Genomic DNA, 22,534 nt, shown 5'->3' on the forward strand with positions numbered 1-22,534 from the left:
GCCCCCGGTACCGTGGCGCCGTGCCGACCGTCGTCCCCCATGCCACGTGGACCGCGCTCGAGCGGGCCCACGCCGAGCGCGTGGACTCCGCGACCGCCGGCCACCGCGCCCGCCGCGCCGGCGGCCGCCCACATCCGGTCGAGGACTTCCTCTTCCGGTACTACCAGCACTCCCCCGCCCGGCTGCGCCGCTGGCACCCGGGTGCCGGCGTGCTCCTCGAGGGCGCCGCGACCGGCGAGCGCACCGGCTGGCGCCACCACCGCGTCGTCGGCGACGGCGTCGAGCTCGACCTCGGCGCGTTCCTCGAGACCCGCGGCGACACCGTGCGCTTCGTGCGCGAGCTGTTGACCGCCACGCTGTCGCGGCCCCCGCACCTGGGCTGCTTCGGGCTGCACGAGTGGGCGATGGTGCACCGCCTCCCCGCCGACGACGTGCGCCACCCGGGCTGGCCGCTGCGCCTCGGGCCCGACGGCACCGACGCCGTGCTGGAGCGGCACACGCTGCGCTGCTCGCACGTCGACGCCGCCCGCTTCTTCACCGACAGCGCCGTCCCCCGCAACACCCTCACCCCGACCCGAGCGACCCAGGTGGCGATGGAGCAGCCCGGTTGCCTGCATGCGGGGATGGACGTCTACAAGTGGTGCTTCAAGCTCGCCCCGCTCGTGCCGAGCGACCTCACCGCCGACGCCTTCGACCTGGCCCGCGACATCCGCGTCCTGGACATGCAGGCCTCGCCCTACGACCTGCGGGAGCTCGGCTACGAGCCGGTGCCGGTCGAGAGCGCCGAGGGCAAGGTCGCGTACCTCGAGCGGCAGCGCGCCTTCACCGAGCGCTCCAACGGGCTGCGCCGCCGGCTGGTCGACGTCCTCGACGCGGCCCTCGCCGACCGTCCGCGCCCGCATGGCGGACAGCCGCCGATCCGCGTGTCGTAGTTCCCCCGTGGCACCGCCGGCGGTGCCAGGGTCGAGGTCATGACCCCGAACGACCCCTCGACCCCATACCCCGGCACCGGCACCCGCACCGGCACCACGACCGCCTCCGGGCCGGCCGCCGACCCGCCCACCGCGGCCCAGGTGGCCAGGGCCCGCAAGGCCGTCATCGCCTCGTCGGTGGGCAACGCGCTCGAGTGGTTCGACATCATCGTCTACAGCAGCTTCGCGGTCGTGATCAGCGAGCTGTTCTTCCCTGACGTGTCGGGCTTCGCCGCTCTGATGTTCACCTTCCTGACCTTCGCGGTGTCCTACGTCATCCGACCGGTGGGCGCCGCCGTCATCGGCAACTGGGCCGACCGGCACGGCCGCAAGAAGGCCCTGTCGTTCACCATCCTGATGATGATGCTGGGGACCGGCCTGATGGCCGTCGCCCCCACCGCGGCCGTCATCGGCCCCGTGGCCGCCGGTCTGTGGCTGCTGGTCTCACGGCTCATCCAGGGCTTCTCCGCCGGCGGCGAGTTCGGCACCGCGACCACCTTCCTGGTCGAGTCGGCTCCGGACCGCAAGGCGTTCTACGGCAGCTGGCAGGTGGCTACCCAGGGCGGAGCGCTCCTGCTGGCCTCGGGCTTCGGCCTGGCGCTCACGACGCTCCTCTCGAAGGACGCGCTCTACACGTGGGGCTGGCGGGTGCCCTTCTTCTTCGGGATGCTCATCGGCCCGATCGGCTACTACATCCGCAGCCGGATGGACGAGACCGAGGAGTTCACCGCCGCCGAGAAGCTCGACTCCCCCCTGCGGACCGCGTTCACCAGCAACGTCACCCGCCTGCTGACAGCCGCGGGCGCGGTCGCCCTCGCGTCGCTGTCGGTCTACCTCATCCTCTACATGCCGACCTTCGCGGTGAAGAGCCTCGGGCTGCCCTCCTACGCAGGGTTCCTCGGCGGCATCATCGCCGGCGCCGTCACCCTGCTCGGCACCCCATTCGTGGGCCGGCTCGCCGACCGGGTCGGGCCCGGCCGGGTGATGCTCGTCGCGGCCGCGGCCGCAGCGGTGCTGGCATGGCCGCTGTTCCAGCTGGTCGTGGCCGTCCCGACGCTGGCCGTCCTCACCATCGTGCAGGTCATCTTCGGCGCGCTCATGGCGGCGTACTTCGGGCCTCTCCCGGGGCTCTACGCCGAGCTGTTCCCGGCCAACGTGCGCACCACCGGCATGGCCATCGGCTACAACGTGGGCGTCCTGGTCTTCGGCGGCTTCACCGGCGCCATCTTCACCTACCTCATCCAGGCCACCGGCAGCAAGACCGCCCCCAGCGTCTACTTCGTGGGCATCGCGGTCATCTCGTTCGTGACCGTGTTCCTGGCCCGGCGCCGGTTCGGCGTGCGCTGACCTGACGCACGCCCGCCCGGCGGCCTCCGACCACGTCGAGGTCGCCAGGCGGGCGCGTTTCCCACGCGGTGTCTCAGCGCGGGCTGACCCCGGCCCGGACCAGCCCGTACGTCACCGACTCGACGAGGGCGTCCCAGCTGGCCTCGAGGATGTTGGCCGCCACGCCGATCGTGGTCCATGACGTGGTGCCGTCGGAGGTCTCGATCAACACCCGGGTGACGGCGTCGGTGCCATGGGCGGCGTCGAGGATGCGCACCCGGTAGTCGATGAGCTCGAGGTGGCGGATCTCGGGGTAGGTCGACCCCAGGGCCGCGCGCAGGGCGTGGTCGAGGGCGTTGACCGGGCCGTTCCCCTCACCGGTCTCGACGGCCCGCGCACCCGCCGCGCGGACCTTGACGGTGGCCTCCGACAGGGCGTCCTCGGTGCCGCGCGCATCGGTGATGACCCGCCACGACTCGACGTCGAAGAACGCCGGGAGGGCGCCGTCGACCTCGCGGCGCAGCAGCAGCTCGAAGCTCGCGTCGGCCGCGTCGAAGGTGTAGCCGCGCAGCTCCTTCTCCTTGACGGTGGCCAGCACCCTGCGCAGCGTGGCGGCGTCGTCGGCATCGGAGGCGTCGAGGTCGAAGCCCAGCTCGCGCGCCTTGAGCTCGATGGACGCGCGACCGGCCATGTCGGACACCAGCATCCGCATGTCGTTGCCCACGAACGCGGGGTCCAGGTGCTGGTAGAGGTCGGGGTCGACCTTGATGGCGCTCGCGTGCAGCCCGGCCTTGTGGGCGAAGGCACTGGAGCCCACGTAGGGCTGGCGCGAGTACGCGGGCACGTTGGTGACCTCGGCGATGGCGTGCGCGATGCGGGTGGCGTCCTGGAGCCGGTGCGGCTCGAGGAGCTCGCGGCCCTGCTTGAGCTGGAGGTTGGCCACGACCGTGAGCAGGTCGGCGTTGCCGGTGCGCTCGCCGTAGCCGTTGATGGTGCCCTGGACGTGGGTGGCCCCCGCGTCGACGGCGGCCATCGAGTTGGCCACCGCGCACCCGGTGTCGTTGTGGCAGTGGATACCGACCCGGGCGCCGGTGGTGCGCACGACGTCGTCGACGATCTCGCCGACCTGGTTCGGCAGCAGGCCGCCGTTGGTGTCGCAGAGCGCGACCACCTCGGCGCCGGCCTCGACCGCCACCCGCACCGCCTCCAGGGCGTAGGCCCGGTCGGTGCGGTAGCCGTCGAAGAAGTGCTCGGCGTCGAGGAACACCCGCCGCCCCTCCCCCGCGAGGAACGAGACGGTGTCGCGGATCATCGCGAGGTTCTCCTCGAGCGTGGTGCGCAGCGCCCGCTCGACGTGCCCGGTGTGCGACTTCGCGACCAGCGTGACGACCGGCGCCTGGCTGTCGAGCAGTGCCCGCACCAGCGGGTCGGTGTCGGCGCGGCCCCCGGCCCGCCGGGTCGCACCGAAGGCCGCGAGGGTGGCGTGCCGCAGCCGCAGGTCACGGGCGGCGCGGGCGAAGAACTCGGTGTCCTTGGGGTTGGCGCCCGGCCAGCCGCCCTCGATGTACCCGACCCCCAGCTCGTCGAGGTGGGACGCGATGGCCAGCTTGTCGGCCACGGAGAGGTTGAGCCCCTCCTGTTGCGCCCCGTCGCGCAGGGTCGTGTCGTACACGTGCAGGTCGGTCATCGTCTCTCACCGTGCTCGGGCCGGTCTCCCGGCGTCCGGCCCCGGCCCGGGTGGGCCGGGGCGTCGACGCGTGCTGCTGCGTGCCCATCATCGTCCAGCGCCGGCCCGGGCCGCCCACGAGGGTGGGCGGGCGACCCGCTCCGCCGGGCCGGTCGCCGCCCTCCCGGGTGACGCCCGTCCCAACAAAAAGACCCCCCGGGTGCGGGAGGTCTGCGCGACGAGGAGGTCTCGTCGCGCTACACGATGATGATCGCGGCGGTGGCCGCGTCACGGAACGTCACGCGGGGAGCGTCCCACGGTCGCCGGGCGGGAGCCACCGGGCGTCCACATGGTGGCGGCCGTGGACCCGGGAGGGGCCGACGCGGCGGCGCTCGGGACGGACGCTCAGGCTCGAGCGACCGGGGCGGCGGCACTCTCCCACCACGGGTCGAGCCCGGGCGGGTCGGCGACGTCGACGCGGTCGCCGACGCGCGGCACCACGACGGGCACCCCGGCCGACGCCGCGGCCACCAGCAGCCGCTCGACGGGCTCGGCCCACGGGTGCGGGGCGAGCACGAAGGTGCACCAGTGGATGGGGAGCAGCAGGCCGCCGCCGAGCTCGGCGGTGGCGCGCACCGCCTCCTCGGGGTCGAGGTGGATGTCGCGCCAGGTCGGGTCGTAGGCACCGACGGCCATCAGCGACACGTCGAACGGCCCGTGCTCGGCCCCGATGCCCGCGTAGCCGTCGAAGTAGCCGGTGTCACCGCTGAAGAAGACCTTCCCGCCCGGCGCGGCGAACACCCACGACGACCAGAGCGTGCCGTCGCGCCGTAGCCCTCGCCCCGAGAAGTGCTGCGACTCGACCGCGGTGACCCGCACCGGGCCGACGTCGTGGCCCTCGCCCCAGTCGCACTCGACCACGCGCGCTCCGGGGACGCCCCACACGTCGAGGTGGGCCCCGACCCCGAGCGGCACCACGAACACGGCGTCCGTGTGCGCGGCGAGCCACTGGATGGTGGCCATGTCGAGGTGGTCGTAGTGGTCGTGGCTGATGACCACGGCATCCACCCGGCCCAGCCGCTCGAGCGGCACCGGCGTGGCGTGCAGCCGCCGTGGGCCGACGTGCTGGCTGGGTGAGCAGCGCTCGCTCCACACCGGGTCGAGCAGCAGCCGGATGCCGTCGAGCTCGACCAGCGCGCTGGCGTGGCCGAACCAGGTGACGTGCAGCCCGCTGGTCGCCGGCTCGCGGTGCGCGCTGACCACGGGGATGGGGCCGGCGGGCTTGCGGGTCTCGGCGTTCTGCCGGTAGCGCTCGAGCACGTCGCGCTGGCTCGCGGGCATCGACGTCGTGCCGCGGCGGCGGTTGTGGAAGGCCCCGGCCCGGTACTGCGGCGAGCGCCGCATCCGCTCGAGCCGCACCCCGTCGGGACGGGCTCCCATCGAGGCCCCCACCCCGCGGCCCGCTGCGGCGAGGGCCCCGAGGGCGCTCGCGGCCCCGGCGGCCACGGCCACCCTGCTGATCGCGCTGATCCTGCTCACCGACCCATTGTCACCCCCGGGCCGTCGACCCGTCCCCGGCGACCGCGTGTCGGAGGACCCCGGCCGGGGCCCCGTCGCGTGCGGCGGCCACCAGGGCCTCGAACAACGCCGCCCCCTCCGCCTCCTCGGCGTGCCACTGGACGGCCACCCGGAAGCGGGCCTCGGGGCACTCCATCGCCTCGAGCGTGCCGTCCTCGTGCCAGGCCGCGGGCACCCAGCCGGTGCCCTCGACCGTGGCCGGCAGCACCGCCTGGTGGTGGTAGGTCGGCACGTCGAGGACGTCGTCCCCGACCACCGACGCCAGAAGGGTGCCCGCGACAGGTGCCACGTGGTGCGAGGTGTAGACCCCCGGCCGGGGGCTGTGCGCCTCGTGACCCACCCGGTCGGGCAGGTGCTGCTCGAGGCGCCCGCCGGCGGCCACGGCCATCACCTGCATCCCGCGGCAGATCCCGAGCACCGGCAGGTCGGCGGCCTCGGCCGCGCGCACCAGGGCGCTCTCCCAGGCGTCGCGGTCCGGCCGGGCCTGCTGCGAGCTGGGATGCGCCGGCTCGCCGTACAGGCCCGCCTGCACGTCGGCGCCGCCGGCCACCACGAGGGCGTCGACCCGCGACAGCACCTCGGCCGCCATCGCGTCGTCGACGTCGGGTCGCGGCGGCAGCACGACCGCGATGCCGCCCGCCGCCTCGACCTGCTGGACGTACCGGTACGGCAGCACCGCGCTGCGCTGGGCCACCCAGGGCGTGCGGTCGACGTCCTCGACGTAGCACGAGATGCCCACCACCGGGCGGGAGCCGCTCACGACGCGCTCACCCCCTACCGTCACAGCGGGGTGACGTAGGCACCCGAGATGCCGCCGTCGACCAGGAAGGTCGAGGCGGTCATGAAGCTCGAGTCGTCGGACGCGAGGAACAGCACCGCGCTGGCCATCTCCTCGGGCTCGGCGAAGCGGCCCATCGGCACGTGCACGAGCCGGCGGGCGGCGCGCTCGGGGTCGCTGGCGAACAGCTCCTTGAGCAGCGGGGTGTTGACCGGGCCCGGGCAGAGTGCGTTGACGCGGATGCCCTGCCGGGCGAACTGCACGCCGAGCTCGCGGGTCATCGAGAGCACCCCGCCCTTGGAGGCCGAGTAGCTGATCTGCGAGGTCGCGGCGCCCATCACGGCCACGAAGCTGGCGGTGTTGATGATCGAGCCGCCGCCCTGCTCCAGCATGATCGGGATGACGGCCTTGCAGCACAGGTAGACCGAGGTCAGGTTGATCTCCTGCACCCGGCGCCACGCGTCGAGGTCGGTGTCGAGGATGGAGTCGTCCTCGGGCGGGCTGATGCCGGCGTTGTTGAACGCGATGTCGACGCGACCGTGCCGTTCGAGCGCGGTGGCGAAGAGGGCGTCGACGTCGTCCTTGGACGAGACGTCGCAGTGCACGTAGGTGCCACCGATCTCGGCCGCCAGCGCCTCGCCGGCCTCGTCGGCCAGGTCGGCGACGACGACGGTCGCGCCCTCCTCGGCGAACCGCCGGACGGTCGCCAGCCCGATGCCCGAGCATCCGCCGGTGACGACGGCGACCTTCTCCGCGAGTCTGCCTGCCACTGTGTCTCCTTGGGGTGTTGGTGGGTCCTGCTGTGGGGATGGGGGTGGGACCGCCCGGGTCGCGCCGGGGCGCCGGCCGGCTCAGTCCTCGGTGGAGATGAAGACGTTCTTGACCTCGGTGAACGAGTCGAGCGCGTCGGGGCCGAGCTCGCGACCGAGGCCACTGGCCTTGAAGCCGCCGAACGGGGTCGAGTAGCGCACCGAGCTGTGGCTGTTGACCGAGAGGTTGCCGGCCTCCACCGCGCGGGCCACCCGCAGCGCGCGCCCGACGTCGCGGGTCCAGATCGAGCCCGAGAGACCGTAGGCGGTGTCGTTGGCCTTGGCCACGGCGTCGGCCTCGTCGTCGAACGGCAGCACGGCCACGACGGGCCCGAAGACCTCCTCGCGCCACACCCGGTCGTCGGTGCTCGCGGGGAGCACCACCGTGGGCGGGTACCACCAGCCGGCGCCCTCGGGCGCGGTGCCGCGGAACGCGACGTCGACCGGGTCGTGGCCGTCGGTGCCGTCGACGTAGCCGCGCACCGTCTCGCGCTGGCGGCTGCTGACGAGGGGGCCCATGTCGGTGGCCTCGTCGCGCGGGTCCCCGACGACGACCCCGCGCAGGGCCACCTCGAAGCGCTCCATGAACGCGTCGTAGACACTGCGCTGCACCAGGATGCGGGTGCGGGCGCAGCAGTCCTGCCCGGCGTTGTCGAGGAAGCTCATCGGAGCCGCGGCCGCCGCCTTGTCGAGGTCGGCGTCGGCGAAGACGATGTTGGCCGACTTCCCGCCGAGCTCGAGGGTGACCCGCTTCAGGTCCTCGGCGGCGCCGCGCATGATGCCCTGCCCCACGGCCGTGGAGCCGGTGAAGCAGATCTTGCGCACGTCGGGATGGGTGACGAACCGCTCGCCGACGACCCGGCCCGCGCCGGGCAGCACGGTGAGGACGCCCTCGGGCACACCGGCCTCGAGCGCGAGCTGCCCGATGCGCAGTGCCGTGAGCGGGGTCAGCTCGGCGGGCTTGAGCACCACGGTGTTGCCCGCGGCCAGCGCCGGCGCCATCCCCCAGCCCATGATCGGCATCGGGAAGTTCCAGGGCACGATGACGCCGACGACGCCCAGCGGCTCCTTGAAGGTGACGTCGATGCCGCCCGCCACCGGGATCTGCCGGCCGAACAGCCGCTCGGGCGCCGCGGAGTAGTACCGCAGCACCGCGACGATGTTCGAGGCCTCCCACCGGGCGTTGCCGATGGTGTGCCCGGAGTTGCGCACCTCGAGGGCCGCGAGCTCCTCGGCGTGCTCCTCCAGGACGTCGGCGAACCGGCGCAGCAGCATCCCGCGGTCGGCGGGGCTGACGGCTCGCCAGGCGGGGCCGACCTCGACCGCACGGGCGACGGCCGCGTCGGTCTCGTCGAGCCCCGCGAGGTCGACGGTGGTGACGACCTCCTCGGTGGAGGGGTCGATGACGTCGTGCGTGGTGGTGCTCATCGGTTCGTGCTCACAGCCTCTCGAAGCCTCGGACGCGCTCCCAGTCGGTGACCGCGGCGTTGAAGGCCCTGATCTCGACATCGGCGGCGTTGACGTAGTGGTCGACGACCTCGTCGCCGAACGCGGCCCGCGCGACCTCGCTGGTGGCGAGGAGCTCGCGGGCCTGGGCCAGGGTGGAGGGGACGTGCTCGTAGTCACCCTGGTAGGCGTTGCCCTCACAGATCGGGGGCAGCGCCAGCTTCTCGCGGATGCCGTGCAGCCCGCCGGCCAGCATGGCCGCGACCGCGAGGTAGGGGTTCACGTCGCCGCCGGGAACGCGGTTCTCGACCCGCAGCCCGGCGCCGTGGCCGACGACCCGCAGCGCGCAGGTGCGGTTGTCGGTGCCCCACGCGACGGCGGTCGGGGCGAACGAGCCGTCGGCGAACCGCTTGTAGGAGTTGATGTTCGGCGCGTAGAAGTAGGTGAGCTCGCGCATCGTGGCGAGCAGCCCGGCCAGGAAGTGGTCGAACAGCTCCGAACGCCCACCGTCGCGCTCGTCATCGGCGAAGACGACCTCGCCGTCGGCCCCCCGCAGCGACAGGTGGATGTGGCACGAGTTGCCCTCGCGGGCATCGAACTTCGCCATGAAGGTCAGCGACTGCCCGTGCCGGGCCGCGATCTCCTTGGCGCCGGTCTTGTAGATGACGTGGTTGTCGCAGGTGCGCAGGACGTCGTCGAAGAGGAACCCGACCTCGTGCTGGCCGAAGTTGCACTCGCCCTTGGCCGACTCGACCGTCATCCCGGCCCGGTACATCTCGTTGCGGATGTCGCGCAGCACCGGCTCGACCTTTCCACCGCCGAGGATCGAGTAGTCGACGTTGTAGCGGTTGGCGCCGGTGAGCCCGTGGTAGCGGCGGTCCCAGGCCTGGTCGTAGGAGTCCTCGAACAGGATGAACTCCAGCTCGGTGCCGGCGAAGGCGTTCCAGCCCTGGTCCGCGGCCGCGGCGATCTGGCGCTTGAGCACGGTGCGCGGGGACTGCAGCACTTCGCCCGAGCCGTCGAGCCAGGTGAGGTCGCTCTGGACGGTGACCGAGGTGGGGTGGCCCGGGGTGCGGCGCAGCGTGTCGAGGTCCATGGCGAAGAACATGTCGCCGTAGCCGCGCTCCCACGACGAGATGGCGTAGCCGTCGACGGTGTTCATGTCGACGTCGACGGCCAGCAGGTAGTTGCACCCTTCGGTGCCGCCCTCCAGGACGTGCTCGAGGAAGAAGGCCCCGTGCAGGCGCTTGCCCTGGAGCCGCCCCTGCATGTCCGTGAAGCCCACGACGACGGTGTCGACGGTGCCGTCGGCGATGTCGGCGCGCAGCTGCTCGAGGGTCAGCTGGGGCGGTCCACCGCGGTGTATCGAGCTCGGCATGGTGCTCCTCCTGGTCATCCGATGAGACCGCGCAGGAGCGCGGACGTGGCGTCGCAGTGCTCTTCCATGGCGGTACGGGCCTCGTCGGCGGCCCCCGCCAGGATGGCATCCACGACCGCCCGGTGCTGGTCGTGGGAGTGCTGGATGTTGGTGCGCAGCACGGGGATGGCCGACAGCAGCTCACCGAGCGCCGCCTGCGCGCGGGTCACGGCCTCGATGAGCATCGGCGAGCCCGACAGGGTGGCGATCGCCAGGTGCAGGCGCGAGTCGGCCAGGCGGTGGCCGCCGGGGTCGTCGGCCTCGGTGGTCTCGCGCAGCGACGCGACCAGCCAGGCCCGCTGGTCGCCCGACAGGCCGCGGGAGGCGGCGAGCCAGGCGGCGCCGGGCTCGACGACCCGGCGGAAGTCGAGCGCGTCGAGGAGGGTGGCGCCCCGGCGCACCGCCGGGGCGCCGCTGCCGGGGGTGGGCGCCGCGTAGGTGACGACGGTTCCCCCGCCGCGGCCGCGGCGGGTGGTGACCAGCCCGGCGTCGCGCAGGGCCGCGATGGCGTCGCGCAGGGTGTTGCGCGCGACGCCCATCCGCTCGGCCAGCTCGCGCTCGGGCGGCAGCTGGTCGCCGTCGACGAACACCCCGAGCCGGATGGCGGTGGCGAGCTGCTCGACCGTCGTCTCGAAGGGGTTGCCCACGGTGTGTCGCAGGATGGCGTGCGGGAGGTCGGTGGCGCCCTCGGCGGTGGTCATCGGCGTCCTCCTCCCGGCGCGGACGGGTCGGTGGCCCGTGGCTCTTTGGTCCGGACTTGGACCATTACGTCGCAGTCTGTCACGTCCGCCCGATCCTGACACCGTCGGGGTCGAAGGGCGGCCGCAGCGACACCCGGACCGGCACGAGGGTCCCCGCGAGGTCGACCTGCCACCGGCCGGCACGGCACCAGTCGGCGCTCGCTCCCCCGGCTCCGGCGGCCCCCGCGGCGCCGGCATCGGTGCCGCGGGGGCCGACCAGGGCGAGCCCGACCGAGGCGCCCACGGTCGCGCCGAACGCGGCGCTGGTCACCTGCCCCACCGGGGCGCCGTCGCGCAGGACCACCTCGCCGCCCCAGAGGTGGGCCTGCGGGTCGTCCGCCACGAACGAGACGACCCGTCGCGCCGGACCGGCCGCCCGCCGGGCCTCGACCGCGGCCCGCCCGAGGAAGTCGCCCGGCTCGCGCAGGGCGCACGCGAAGGTCAGGCCCGCCTCGACCGGGGTGGTCTCGGGGGTCAGCTCCCGCGCGAAGGCCCTATAGCCCTTCTCGAGGCGCATCCCCTCGATGGCCGAGTAGCCGGCCGGGGCCACCCCCAGGTCGGCGCCGGCCGCGAACAGGTCGTCGTAGAGCAGAGCCGCCTGATCGGTGGGCACGTACAGCTCGTAGCCCAGCTCGCCCACGTAGGTGATCCGGGTGGCGCGCACCCGCGCCCGCCCGATATCGAGCAGGCGCGAGGTGCCGAACGGCTGGGCGGCGTCGTCCAGGGGTGCCGCCGTCAGCCGGCCGAGGAGCTCGCGCGAGCGCGGGCCCATCACGCCCAGGACGGCGTACGCGCTGGTCACGTCGACGACGGCCGGGTCGCCGACCGCGTGCCGCCGGATCCAGTCGAGGTCGCGCTCGGTGGTGGCGGCGCTCGAGACCACCAGGAACTCGCGCGGCCCGGTCCGGGTCACCGTGACGTCGGCCTGGTAGCCGCCCGCGGCGTCGAGCATCGGGGTGTAGACCGCCCGCCCGACGGGGACGTCGACATCGCCGGCGCACACCCACCGCAGGGTCGCGAGCGCGTCCGGGCCGGTGACGAGGTACTTGCTGAACGAGGTCTGGTCGAAGACGCCGACCGCCGAGCGGGTGGCGCGCTGCTCGGCGTCGCACCAGTCGACCCACGCGGGCCGCTCCCACCGGTGGTCCAGGCGTGGCTCGACCCCGGACGGCGCGAAGACCAGCGGCCGCTCCCAGCCGTTGCGGGTACCCATCACGGCCCCCTGCGCCAGGGTGCGCTCGTAGACCGGCGAGCACCGCTGCGGCCGCCCCGAGACGGGTTCGCGCCCCGGCCACGGCACCGCGTAGTGCAGCCCCAGCACCTCGGCCACCCGCGATCGCAGCCACGCGCGGTTCCCGGCGCTGGCCGGGAAGCGGCGGACGTCGACCGCCACCAGGTCCATGGTCGGCTCGCCCTCGACGACCCACTCGGCCAGGGCGCGCCCCGCGCCGCCGGCCGAGGCGATGCCCACGGAGTTGAACCCGGCCGCGACGTAGAACCCCTCGCACTCGGGCGCCGGGCCGAGCAGGAACTGGTTGTCGGGGGTGAAGGACTCGGGGCCGTTGTAGAACTTGCGGATACCGGTCTCGGCCAGCACCGGCAGCCGGTGCACGGCGCTGTCCATCAGGATCTCGAAGTGCTCCCAGTCCTCGTCGAGCAGCTGGAACTCGAAGGGGCGCGGGATGTCCTCGGGCGCGACCCACGGCTTGGCCTCGGGTTCGAACCCGCCCACCAGCAGGCCACCGACCTCCTCCTTGACGTAGGTCCAGCCGTCGGGGTCGCGCAGCACCGGCAGGTCGCGGTGCACCCCCGGCACCTGGTCGGTCACGACGTAGAAGTGCTCGGCCGAGTGCAGCGGCACGTTCACCCCGGCCATCGCTCCCACCAGGGGCGCCCACTGCCCGGCGGCGTCGACCAGCAACTCGCACTCCACGTCGCCGTGGTCGGTGCGCACGCCGGTGACGCGCGGACGGTAGCGGCCCTCGACCGTGGTGACCCCCGTGACCCGCACCCGCTCCTCGATACGCACCCCGAGCGTGCGGGCCCCCTTGGCCAGGGCCTGGGTCAGGTCGGCCGGGTCGGCCCGCCCGTCGCCCGGCAGCCAGATCGCTCCGACGAGGTCGTCGGTGCGGATGAGCGGGTAGCGCTCGCCCGCCTGCTCGGGCGTGAGCAGCTCGCATTCGAGGTCGTAGGCCGAGGCGCTGGCGGCGGTGCGCCGCAGCTGCACCATCCGCTCGGGGGTGCGCGCCAGGGTGAGGCCGCCGCAGACCCGGTAGCCGGTGGCGAGCCCGGTCTCGGCCTCGAGCCGGGCGTACAGCTCGGTCGAGTACCGCACGAGCCGGGTCCCGGCCTCGCTGGCCCGCAGCTGGCCCACCAGCCCCGCGGCGTGCCACGTCGTGCCGCACGAGAGGGTGCCCTGCTCGAGCACCAGAACGTCGGTGACCCCGAGGTGGGCCAGGTGGTAGGCGATGGAAGCACCGATGACGCCGCCGCCGACCACGACGACGCGGGCCCGGCTGGGCAGCGCGGTCATCGCGTCGCCCCCACGCGGTCCAGGAGGTGCTCCAGGCCGGGGTCGGCGAAGCGCTCGGCGGCGCGGTCGAGCTTGTCGGCGGCCCAGCCCGCGAAGTCGAAGCCGAGCGTGCTGGTGCCGGCCTGGATGACGCCCCACAGCGTCCACGTGTGGGCGGCCGCGCCGACGAAGAGGCGCGCCCGGTCCAGGAGCACCTCGGCCCGGGCGCCGTCGGGCTCGTAGGCGTGGACCAGGGCGGCCAGGGCGTCGTCGCCGAGGCCCGCCTCCTGGGCCAGGTTGCCGAGCTCGAAGGCGGCCTCCCCCATCCCGGAGTACTCGAAGTCGATGATGCGGACGCGTTCGCCGTCGTCGAGGAGGTTGGCCGCGAGCAGGTCGTTGTGGCAGGGCACCGGGGCCGACCGGTGGGCGGCCAGGGCGGCCTCGACGCGGCCCGCGGTGGCGGCCAGGTCGTCGTACCCGGCGGGCGGCGCGAGTCCGTGCTCGCGGGCCAGCGCCAGGTAGCGGCGCTGGAGGTCGAACACGTCGAAGGCCCCCTCGAACGGCGCGGCACCGTGCAGGGCCCGCACCGCGTCGGCCACGCGGTCGAGCTCGGCCGCGACGGCGGCGTCGGTGAGGGTGCGCGAGGGGATGTACTCCACCACCAGCACTCCCTCTCCGGGCAGGTGTCCGAGCACCTCCGGGGCGACCCCGACGGCCGCGGCCCGGCGCGAGTTGGCGACCTCGCACTCCCGGTCGACCGCGAGCAGCGCGGTCGCCGGGTCGGAGAGGCGCACCACGACGTCGGGGCCGCCGTCGAAGCAGACCCGCAGGATGCGGTTGGTCAGCCCACCCTCGAGCTCGGTGACCCGGCGCGGCCGGTGGGCATGGGCCGCGAGCGCGGGGACGCGGGTGAGGGCCAGCTCGATGGTCGGGCCCTCACCCGCGGGCTCGCGGGGCGGGGTCAGTGCTTCGGCCCCGGTTCGGCCGACCCGTCGTGGGCCACCCCGTCGTGGGCCGTCCCGCCGTGCGCGCTGCCGCCGTGGTGCTCCAGCGCGATCTCGTCGGCGCTGGACACCCCGTCCGGGAGGTCGAGGGTGACCTTGGGCCCGGTGAACCACTTCTTCGCGGACAGGTGCCACCCGATCCACAGCGCGAGCAGGGTGCCACCCATGAGGATCGGCGCGTAGTTGACGAACTTCCACTCGAAGGTCTCGTGGAAGGGGTTGGCCGCCGGGGTGAAGGGCAGGATGAAGTAGACCGAGATGGTCGCGATCTCCGCGACCGCCACCGGGGCCATCCACCGCCACTTGCGCCCGAGGTTCCACCGCCCCTGCGGGAAGGCGTCGCCCTGGCGCCAGCGCAGGTAGATGGGGATGGCGAAGGCCGTGTAGAGGCCGATGACACCCACCGACACCACCGCGTAGAAGGCGACCGGCACGATGAGCGGGGCGTCCGCGGTGCCGAGGTTGACCTCGACCAGGGCCGGGAGGGTGATGATCGCGGCGATGACCGACGAGACGATGACGGCGTTGGCCGGGACCTTGCGCGCGTTCAGGCGGGCCCAGCGCGACGAGCCGGGGACGGCCCCGTCACGGCTGAAGGCGAACAGCATCCGGCTCGTCGACGTCATGCACGCGGCGGTGCAGAACACCTGGGCGATGCTCGCGATGAGCAGCACGGTGCCCGCCCAGCCCGACGACAGCGCCTGGTTGAAGATGACCGCCACCCCGCCGCCGCCGGCCGTGACGGCCTTCGGGTCCTGGACCGCGAACAGGAAGGCCAGCAGGAGGAACCAGCCGCCGATCGCGGAGTACAGGATCGAGCGCCAGATGCCCTTGGCCGCACCGTCGGCGGCACCGTGGGTCTCCTCGGAGAGGTGGGCCGAGGCGTCGAAGCCGGTGATCGTGTACTGGGTGAGCAGGAAGCCGAGCGGCAGCACGTAGAACCAGAAGCCGATGCCGCTGTCCTCGCCGCCGGCCAGGCCGCCACTGTTGTTGACCCGCATGGTGAAGACGTCGGCGACGCTCATGTGCTTGTCGGGCAGGAAGACCAGGATCAGGATGATGACGGCCGCTCCGATGACGTGCCACCACACCGAGATGTTGTTGAGCAGGGCGAGCAGGTGGCCGCCGAAGATGTTGATCAGCGCCGTGACGACCAGCACGACGAGGAACATCACGAAGACGCGGCTGAGGCTGTAGCCCGCGGCCCACGACTCGCTCATCGTGCTGAAGGACAGGTCGAAGAACGTCGCGGCGCCGTAGGCCACGGACGCGTCGATCGCGAGCAGCCCGATGAGGTTGAGCCAGCCGGTGTAGTAGCCGGCCTTGACGCCGCCGAGCTTGCTGGCCCACCAGTAGATGCCACCGGAGGTCGGGTAGGCCGACACCAGCTCGCTCATGCACAGGCCGATGATGAGGATGAAGACCGACACGATGGGCCAGCCGATGGAGATGGCGATCGGGCCGCCGTTGTTCCAGGCCTGGCCGAAGGTGGTGAAGCAGCCGGCGAGGATCGAGATGATCGAGAACGAGATCGCGAAGTTGGAGAAGCTCGACCACGTGCGGCTGAGCTCCTGCTTGTAGCCCAGCTCGGCGAGGAGCTCCTCGTCGGACTTGGGGCTGGTCGATGGGGACGCGCTCACATGCACCTCTTGATGTGCGGAAGTGGACCGAAGGCCCAGGGCGGCTGACGTGGTGCACAGACAACACCCGCCGCCGACCGGCTGTCAATGGTTCGTCCGCGCACCATTGGGGCGGCATCCTCGGTCGCACGCCGACGAGGCCCCGACCGCCCGGGGGTGGTCGGGGCCTCGTCGGGGAGGTCGGTCAGACGGTGGGGTCGCGCCGCTCGTCACCGAGGTCGGTGCGGGCCTCGTCGGGGACGTCGGTGCGGTCGGCGCGGTCGGGGCCGTCGGCGCGGTCCAGCCGCTCGCCGGTCTCGGGGTCGAGCCGGTGGCCGTCGTCGTCGGTGGGCACGTCCGGGTCGTGCCGGTCGGCCTCGCGCAGCCGCGCCTCGCGCTCGCTGCGGATCTCGTCGGCGGACGCCGCCCGCTCGTCGGCCTCCTGCTCGAGGCGCTCGGCGTCGAGCTGGCGCTGGCGGGCGTCGGCCTGGGCCAGGTCGGACTCGGCCCGGGCGCGGGCGGCGTCGGCCTCGCGCTGGCGCAGCTCGCGGTCGTGCTGGGCGGCGTCCTCACGGATCTCCTGGGCGTGGGCGCGCTCGGCCTCGACCTTGCGAGCGCCCCCTCGGCGCATGAGGACGGCGGCGACGGCCACGAGGACGAGGACGACGACGATGATGATGGCGAGGGTCATGCCGGTCATGAGGGCTCCTGACGCAGGGGACGGCGGTGCCGAGCAACCTAGTCCCCGGCATCCGCCCACAGGGCCCGCGTGACGGACCGAAACCCGAGGTCACGGCGGGTGCGGCCGCCGCGGTGGCCCCGCGACGGCATCCGGCCGAGGCGTCCGAGCGCCCCCTGGCCGAGGGGGTCAGGCCAGGCGGGTGAGCCAGCCGTGGGTGTCCTCGGCGCGCCCGTACTGCACGTCCAGCAGCGCGGTGCGGATGGCGCGGGTGACCTCGCCGCCTTCGTCGCCGGCGGTGGACGGGGCCGACCCGCCCTCCCAGCGCAGCTCGCCGACGGGGGTGACCACGGCCGCGGTGCCGCACGCGAAGATCTCGCGGATGCTGCCGTCGCGCACGCCCTCCTGCCACTCCTCGATGGGGACGCGGCGCTCCTCCGGTTCGAGGCCGAGGTCCTTGGCGAGCTCGAGGATGGAGCTACGGGTGACGCCTTCGAGGATGGTGCCGGTGAGCTCCGGCGTGACGAGCCGGTGGTCGTCGGTGACGAGGAACAGGTTCATCCCGCCCAGCTCCTCGATGTAGGTCTGGGTGGCCGAGTCGAGGAAGACCGCCTGGTCGCAGCCGTGCTCGATGCCCTCGAGCTGGCCCGCGAGTGACGACGCGTAGTTGCCGCCGGTCTTGGCGGCGCCGGTGCCCCCGGCGCCGGCGCGGGCGAAGTGCTGCGAGATCCACAGCGTGACCGGCTTGAGGCCGCCCGAGAAGTACGCGCCCGCGGGTGAGGCGATGACCGAGTAGGTGACCTCCGCGGCGGGGCGCACGCCGAGGAAGGCCTCGGAGGCGTACATGAAGGGGCGCAGGTAGAGGCTGGTCTCGCCGGTGCCGTAGGCCGGGACCCAGGCCTGGTCGACCTCCACGAGGGCCTTGAGCGAGGCGAGGAAGTCGTCGGTGGGCAGCTCGGGCAGGGCCAGGCGGCGCGCGCTGCGCTGCATCCGCTCGGCGTTGGCCTCGGGGCGGAAGGACCAGACGCTGCCGTCCTCGTGCCGGTAGGCCTTCAGGCCCTCGAAGATCTCCTGCGCGTAGTGCAGCACCGCGGCGCTCGGCATGATCGTGATCGGGCCGTAGGGGTGGATGCGGCCGTCGTGCCAGTCCTCGCCGCGGGTCCAGGTGGCGGAGGCCATGTGGTCGGTGAAGTGCACCCCGAAGCCGGGGTCGGCGAGGATCTCGGCGCGCCGCTGCTCGCCGGCCGGGTCGGGTCGACGCTCGAGGGTGAAGCTGAGGCTCATGGGGATGACGGTCCTTTCCTCGGGGAGCGGCGGCGCTCCCCCGCAGGCTACCGGTCCTTCACGTTCTCGCCCCCTGCGGGAAGGTTCAGGCTCGCACCGCAACGGTTCCGTGGCGAGGGCGAAGGTTCCCCCATCGGGCGAAAAAGTTCAGGCGGGGGTGGGGGCGGGGGTGGGGCGCGGGTGGGTCAGAGGCGCGCGGCGATGGCGTCGCCGACGGCGGTCGTGCTGCGCGGCGCGCTCCCCCGCTCGGCGAGGTCGGCGGCCACCGCCCGCTCGACCCGCTCGGCCTCGTCGACGAGCCCGAGGTGGGCGAGCAGCATCGAGACCGACAGGACGGTCGCCGTGGGGTCGGCCACGCCCTGCCCCGCGATGTCCGGCGCTGAGCCGTGCACCGGCTCGAACATGCTCGGGAAGCGGCGCTCGGGGTTGATGTTGCCGCTGGCCGCGAGCCCGATGCCCCCGGCGATGGCCGCGGCGATGTCGGTGATGATGTCGCCGAACAGGTTGTCGGTCACGACGACGTCGAAGCGACCCGGGTCGGTGGCCAGGAAGATGGTCGCGGCGTCGACGTGCTGGTAGGCGGTCTCGACGTCCAGGAACTCGGCGCCGACCTCCTCGACCGTGCGCCGCCAGAGGTGGCCGGCGTGGGTCAGGACGTTGTGCTTGTGCACCAGCGTGAGGTGCCGGCGGGGGCGCGCCTGGGCGCGGGCGAAGGCGTCACGGACCACCCGCTCGACCCCGAAGCGGGTGTTGACGCTGACCTCGGTGGCGATCTCGTGCGGGGTGCCCGTGCGCAGCGACCCGCCGTTGCCGACGTACGGCCCCTCGGTCCCCTCGCGCACGACCACGAAGTCGATGCCGTCCGGCGCCACCCGCTCGACGGCCAGCGGGCTCTCGACGCCCGGGTAGAGCTTGGCCGGCCGCAGGTTCACGTAGTGCTCGAGCGCGAAGCGCAGCGGCAGCAGGACGCCGCGCTCCAGGACGCCGCTCGGCACGGTGGGGTCGCCGATCGCGCCGAGCAGGATGGCGTCGTGGGCCTTGACCTCGTCGAGCACCGACGCCGGCAGCGTCTCACCGGTGGCGTGCCAGCGGCGGGCGCCGAGGTCGTACTCGGTGGTGGTGACCTTCGGCCCCGCGGGGCCGGTGACGGCCTCGAGGATCTTCAGCCCCTCCGCCACGACCTCCGGGCCGATGCCGTCGCCGCCGATGACGGCGATGTCGAGGGAGGTCACGGGCGTCGGGGCGGCGCTGGGCATGCGGACCAGGGTAGGTCGCGTCTCGCTCCCCGGGACCGACCGTCCGGAGTCCGGACCCTCACCCGTGTCGCCGGGCGGCTCAGTCGTCGGAGTGGCCCTGGTCGCGCAGGTCCAGTGACTCCTGCAGCGCCTGACGCGCGCGGGCGGCCTCGTCGTAGGTGGTGTTCTCGTTCATGGTGGTCTCGCATCCCGCGGCCGGGCCGCGTCTGTCGGTGGTGGGGTTCGTTCCTCGAGCCGGTGGGTGGCACCCGCGAGGAGCCGGCGGGGTCGCGGGGCTCTCCGCGACGGGGATGCCGGCTACCTGACCCCGCCGCGGCCGGGAATGAGGAGTACCCGCCGCGTCATCCTTCGACGGTAGTAGGACGTTCTCGTACCGACGAACGGCATCCATCATATGGACCCCGTGGACGTCGTGATGGGCGTCACAGAGGGGTCTACACGACTGGATCCGTCGCCGCGGAGGCCGTAGGCCACCCGATCCGCACGCGAGCCTCCCCGCTCGAACGCCGGACACGCCGACGGCGGGCCACCCGCGAGGGGCGGCCCGCCGTGCGGGACGGTGGCGGTGCTCAGCCGAGCGCGACGACCTTGACCGTGTCGGCGCCGATCTCGGCGCCGATGGCGCTGACGACGTCGTCCGGGATGGCGCTGTCGACGGTGAGCGCGACGAGCGCGGTGCCCCCCTCGTCCTGGCGCGACACCTGCATCGAGGCGATGTTGACGTCGGCGTCGCCGAGGAGGCGGCCGAGCGCGCCGATGACGCCCGGGCGGTCGACGTAGGAGAAGAACGCCATGTGCCGACTCATCGGGACCTCGAGGTCGAAGCCGTTGACCCCGATGACCTTCTGGACCATCTTCGGCCCCGTGAGGGTGCCGGCGACCGACACCACGGTGCCGTCGGCCAGGGTGCCGCGCAGCGTGGTGACGTTGCGGTACTCGTCGCTCGTGGCGTCGGTGACCAGACGCGACTCGCAGCCGCGCTCCTTGGCCAGCAGCGGCGCGTTGACGTAGGTCACCGGGTCCTCGGTGACGTCGGTGAAGACGCCCTTGAGGGCCGCGAGCTCCCACACCGAGACGTCGTGCGCAGTGATCTCGCCCCGTACCTCGATGTCGAGCTGGACCGGCACCGAGCCGGCGATGGCGGTGAAGACGCGACCCAGCTTCTCGACCAGGTCGATGCCGGGGCGCACCTCCTCGGCCACCGCGCCGCCGGAGACGTTGACGGCGTCGGGGACGAGGTCGCCGCCGAGCGCCAGGCGCACCGACCTGGCGACCGCGACCCCGGCCTTCTCCTGGGCCTCCTCGGTGGACGCGCCCAGGTGCGGGGTCACGACGACCGACTCGAACGCGAAGAGCGGGCTGTCGGTGCACGGCTCCTTGGCGTACACGTCGAGGCCGGCGCCGGCGACGCGCCCCTCGGCGATGGCGGCGGCCAGGGCCTCCTCGTCGAGGACGCCCCCGCGGGCGGCGTTGATGATGCGCACGGTGGGCTTGACCTTGGTCAGGGCCTCCTTGCCGATGAGGCCCATCGTCTCGGGCGTCTTCGGCAGGTGGATGGTGATGAAGTCGCTCTCGGCCAGCAGCTCGTCGAGGGTGACGAGGCGGGCACCGAGCTGGCCGGCGCGCTGGACCGAGACGTAGGGGTCGTACGCGAGGATCTCGACGCCGAAGCCCTTGAGCCGCTCGGCCACGAGCTGGCCGATGCGGCCGAAGCCGACGATGCCGACCTTCTTCTCGAGCAGCTCGACGCCGCCGTACTTGCTGCGGGCCCACTTGCCGCCCTTGAGCACCTCGTTGGCGGGCGCGATGTTGCGGGCGCAGGCCAGCAGCAGGCCGATGGCGAGCTCGGCGGCGGAGGTGATGTTGGAGGTCGGGGCGTTCACGACCATGACGCCGGCCTTGGTGGCGGCGTCGACGTCGACGTTGTCGAGCCCCACCCCGGCGCGGGCGATGACCTTCAGGCTCTTGGCGGCGGCGATCGCCTCGGCGTCCATCTGCGTGGCGGAGCGGATCAGGACGGCGTCCACGCCGTCGAGGGCCGGCAGGAGCTGGGAGCGGTCGGCGCCGTCGGTGTGACGGACCTCGAAGTCGGGCCCGAGGGCGTCGACGGTCGCGGGTGAGAGCTCCTCGGCGATGAGTACGACGGGCTTGGTCACGAATCGTCCCTACTTCCGTGCGAAAGGGAGGGCCGCGCAGGCGGCCGCGAGCCGGGTGGCACGCCGCTGTGCCGGGGTTCCCATGGTAGGGGCCTGCCAGCATGTGGACGCCCGCGCCCACCATGTGAGCCACGCGAGGAGGCGACGCGCACGGCGCCGGGATGCTTCCCGGCGGTACGCGTCGCCTCCTCGTCGGTGGCCCGAGCCCGGTGTCAGCGGGCGGCGGAGCCCTCGACGTAGTCGCTGTCGCGGTCGGTGTCGACCCAGGCCATCAGCCCGCGCAGCTCGCGGCCGGTGGCCTCGATCGGGTGCGCGGCGCCCTTGGCCCGCAGCTCGTTGAACTCCGGGGCACCGGCGTCCTGGTCGTCGATGAAGCGCTGGGCGAAGGAGCCGTTCTTGATGTCCTCGAGGACGGCCTTCATGTTCTCCTTCACGTGGGGGTCGATGACCCGCGGGCCCGACACGTAGTCGCCGTACTCGGCGGTGTCCGAGATCGACCAACGCTGCTTGGCGATGCCGCCCTCGATCATCAGGTCGACGATGAGCTTGAGCTCGTGGAGGCACTCGAAGTAGGCGACCTCGGGCTGGTACCCGGCCTCGACGAGGGTCTCGAAGCCGTACATGACCAGCTGCGAGGCGCCGCCGCACAGCACGGCCTGCTCGCCGAACAGGTCGGTCTCGGTCTCCTCGGTGAAGGTGGTGCGGATGCCGCCGGCGCGCAGGCCGCCGATCGCCTTGGCGTAGCTCTTGGCGAGGTCCCAGGCCGAGCCCGAGGCGTCCTGCTCGACGGCGAGGAGCACCGGCACCCCACGACCGTCGACGAACTCGCGGCGCACGATGTGGCCGGGCCCCTTGGGGGCGACCATCAGCACGTCGGAGCCGGCCGGCGGCTGGATGTAGCCGAAGCGGATGTTGAAGCCGTGGCCGAAGAGCAGGGCCGCGCCCTCGCGCAGGTTCGGGGCGATCTCGGCCGCGTACAGGCCGCGCTGCACCTGGTCGGGGGTGAGGATCACGACCAGGTCGGCGTCGCGCACCGCGTCGGCCACGGCGAGCACCGTCAGGCCCTCGGCCTCGGCCTTGGCGCGGGACTTCGAGCCTTCGGCCAGGCCGATGCGGACGTCGACGCCCGAGTCGCGCAGGTTCAGGGCGTGGGCGTGCCCCTGGCTGCCGTAGCCGATGACCGCGACCTTGCGGCCCTGGATCACCGACAGGTCGGCGTCGTCGTCGTAGAACATCTCGGCCATCAGGAGGCCTCTCCTTCGTGTGCGGGGGTGCTGCGGACGGGTGCTGCGT

18 protein-coding genes are annotated in these 22,534 nt (G+C 73.2%); 2 read left to right on the plus strand and 16 right to left on the minus strand.

The genetic code is table 11. The features are described 5' to 3' along the window. Positions 1-20 precede the first annotated feature (20 nt). Positions 21-932 carry a 3-methyladenine DNA glycosylase gene (locus tag ATL31_RS03615; RefSeq protein WP_101394570.1) on the plus strand — a complete coding sequence of 304 codons (912 nt, stop codon included), beginning with the start codon at positions 21-23 and terminating at the stop codon, positions 930-932. A gap of 39 nt (positions 933-971) precedes the next feature. After that, positions 972-2,318 carry an MFS transporter gene (locus ATL31_RS03620; protein ID WP_101394571.1) on the plus strand — a complete coding sequence of 449 codons (1,347 nt, stop codon included), beginning with the start codon at positions 972-974 and terminating at the stop codon, positions 2,316-2,318. A gap of 73 nt (positions 2,319-2,391) precedes the next feature. On the opposite strand, the gene cimA is transcribed toward ATL31_RS03620, so the two are convergent. The 16 genes from cimA to ilvC form a co-directional block, all read right to left on the minus strand. Further along, positions 2,392-3,984 (minus strand): citramalate synthase, encoded by a 1,593-nt coding sequence (gene cimA, locus ATL31_RS03625; RefSeq protein WP_101394572.1) that lies wholly within the window; start codon positions 3,982-3,984, stop codon positions 2,392-2,394. A gap of 384 nt (positions 3,985-4,368) precedes the next feature. Continuing rightward, complete coding sequence (locus ATL31_RS03630; RefSeq protein ID WP_245861867.1) at positions 4,369-5,502, minus strand: MBL fold metallo-hydrolase; 1,134 nt, start codon at positions 5,500-5,502, stop codon at positions 4,369-4,371. Positions 5,503-5,512: 10 nt separating this feature from the next. Beyond that, positions 5,513-6,301 (minus strand): gamma-glutamyl-gamma-aminobutyrate hydrolase family protein, encoded by a 789-nt coding sequence (locus ATL31_RS03635; protein WP_101394573.1) that lies wholly within the window; start codon positions 6,299-6,301, stop codon positions 5,513-5,515. Positions 6,302-6,321: 20 nt separating this feature from the next. Further along, on the minus strand, positions 6,322-7,089 hold the full coding sequence (locus ATL31_RS03640) for a 3-oxoacyl-ACP reductase (protein WP_101394574.1): 768 nt from the start codon (positions 7,087-7,089) through the stop codon (positions 6,322-6,324). Between the two features lie 81 nt (positions 7,090-7,170). Further along, on the minus strand, positions 7,171-8,556 hold the full coding sequence (locus tag ATL31_RS03645) for an aldehyde dehydrogenase family protein (protein ID WP_101394575.1): 1,386 nt from the start codon (positions 8,554-8,556) through the stop codon (positions 7,171-7,173). 10 nt (positions 8,557-8,566) lie between these two features. Beyond that, positions 8,567-9,952, minus strand: coding sequence for a glutamine synthetase family protein (locus tag ATL31_RS03650; protein WP_101394576.1), 1,386 nt, complete (start codon positions 9,950-9,952; stop codon positions 8,567-8,569). 14 nt (positions 9,953-9,966) lie between these two features. Beyond that, positions 9,967-10,692, minus strand: a complete 726-nt coding sequence (locus ATL31_RS03655) for a FadR/GntR family transcriptional regulator (RefSeq protein ID WP_101394577.1) — start codon at positions 10,690-10,692, stop codon at positions 9,967-9,969. 79 nt (positions 10,693-10,771) lie between these two features. Further along, positions 10,772-13,264: a GcvT family protein gene (locus ATL31_RS03660; RefSeq protein ID WP_101394578.1), complete on the minus strand. Its 2,493-nt coding sequence runs from the start codon at positions 13,262-13,264 to the stop codon at positions 10,772-10,774. After that, positions 13,261-14,169, minus strand: a complete 909-nt coding sequence (locus ATL31_RS03665; protein WP_483878486.1) for a phosphotransferase — start codon at positions 14,167-14,169, stop codon at positions 13,261-13,263. Before ATL31_RS03665 ends, ATL31_RS03660 begins: the two co-directional genes overlap by 4 nt. Positions 14,170-14,204: 35 nt before the next feature. Continuing rightward, entirely contained in the window at positions 14,205-15,887 is a 1,683-nt protein-coding gene (locus ATL31_RS03670) for an amino acid permease (RefSeq protein WP_101394579.1), read from the minus strand. Between the two features lie 184 nt (positions 15,888-16,071). Next, positions 16,072-16,566: a hypothetical protein gene (locus ATL31_RS03675; protein WP_101394580.1), complete on the minus strand. Its 495-nt coding sequence runs from the start codon at positions 16,564-16,566 to the stop codon at positions 16,072-16,074. 168 nt (positions 16,567-16,734) lie between these two features. Next, complete coding sequence (locus ATL31_RS03680; RefSeq protein ID WP_101394581.1) at positions 16,735-17,829, minus strand: branched-chain amino acid aminotransferase; 1,095 nt, start codon at positions 17,827-17,829, stop codon at positions 16,735-16,737. Positions 17,830-18,014: 185 nt separating this feature from the next. Next, complete coding sequence (locus ATL31_RS03685) at positions 18,015-19,085, minus strand: 3-isopropylmalate dehydrogenase (protein ID WP_101394582.1); 1,071 nt, start codon at positions 19,083-19,085, stop codon at positions 18,015-18,017. A 79-nt stretch (positions 19,086-19,164) separates the two neighbouring features. Next, positions 19,165-19,260: a 3-isopropylmalate dehydrogenase gene (locus tag ATL31_RS03690; RefSeq protein ID WP_101394583.1), complete on the minus strand. Its 96-nt coding sequence runs from the start codon at positions 19,258-19,260 to the stop codon at positions 19,165-19,167. 394 nt (positions 19,261-19,654) lie between these two features. Next, the gene (serA, locus tag ATL31_RS03695; RefSeq protein ID WP_101394584.1) at positions 19,655-21,241 is read right to left on the minus strand and encodes a phosphoglycerate dehydrogenase; all 1,587 of its coding nucleotides are present in this window, start codon (positions 21,239-21,241) and stop codon (positions 19,655-19,657) included. Between the two features lie 212 nt (positions 21,242-21,453). Continuing rightward, a complete protein-coding gene (ilvC, locus tag ATL31_RS03700) occupies positions 21,454-22,485 on the minus strand; it encodes a ketol-acid reductoisomerase (protein WP_101394585.1) in 1,032 nt (343 codons plus the stop codon). Positions 22,486-22,534: the final 49 nt, after the last annotated feature.

The organism is Phycicoccus duodecadis (genome assembly GCF_002846495.1).
Classification (GTDB): Bacteria; Actinomycetota; Actinomycetes; order Actinomycetales; family Dermatophilaceae; genus Phycicoccus; species Phycicoccus duodecadis.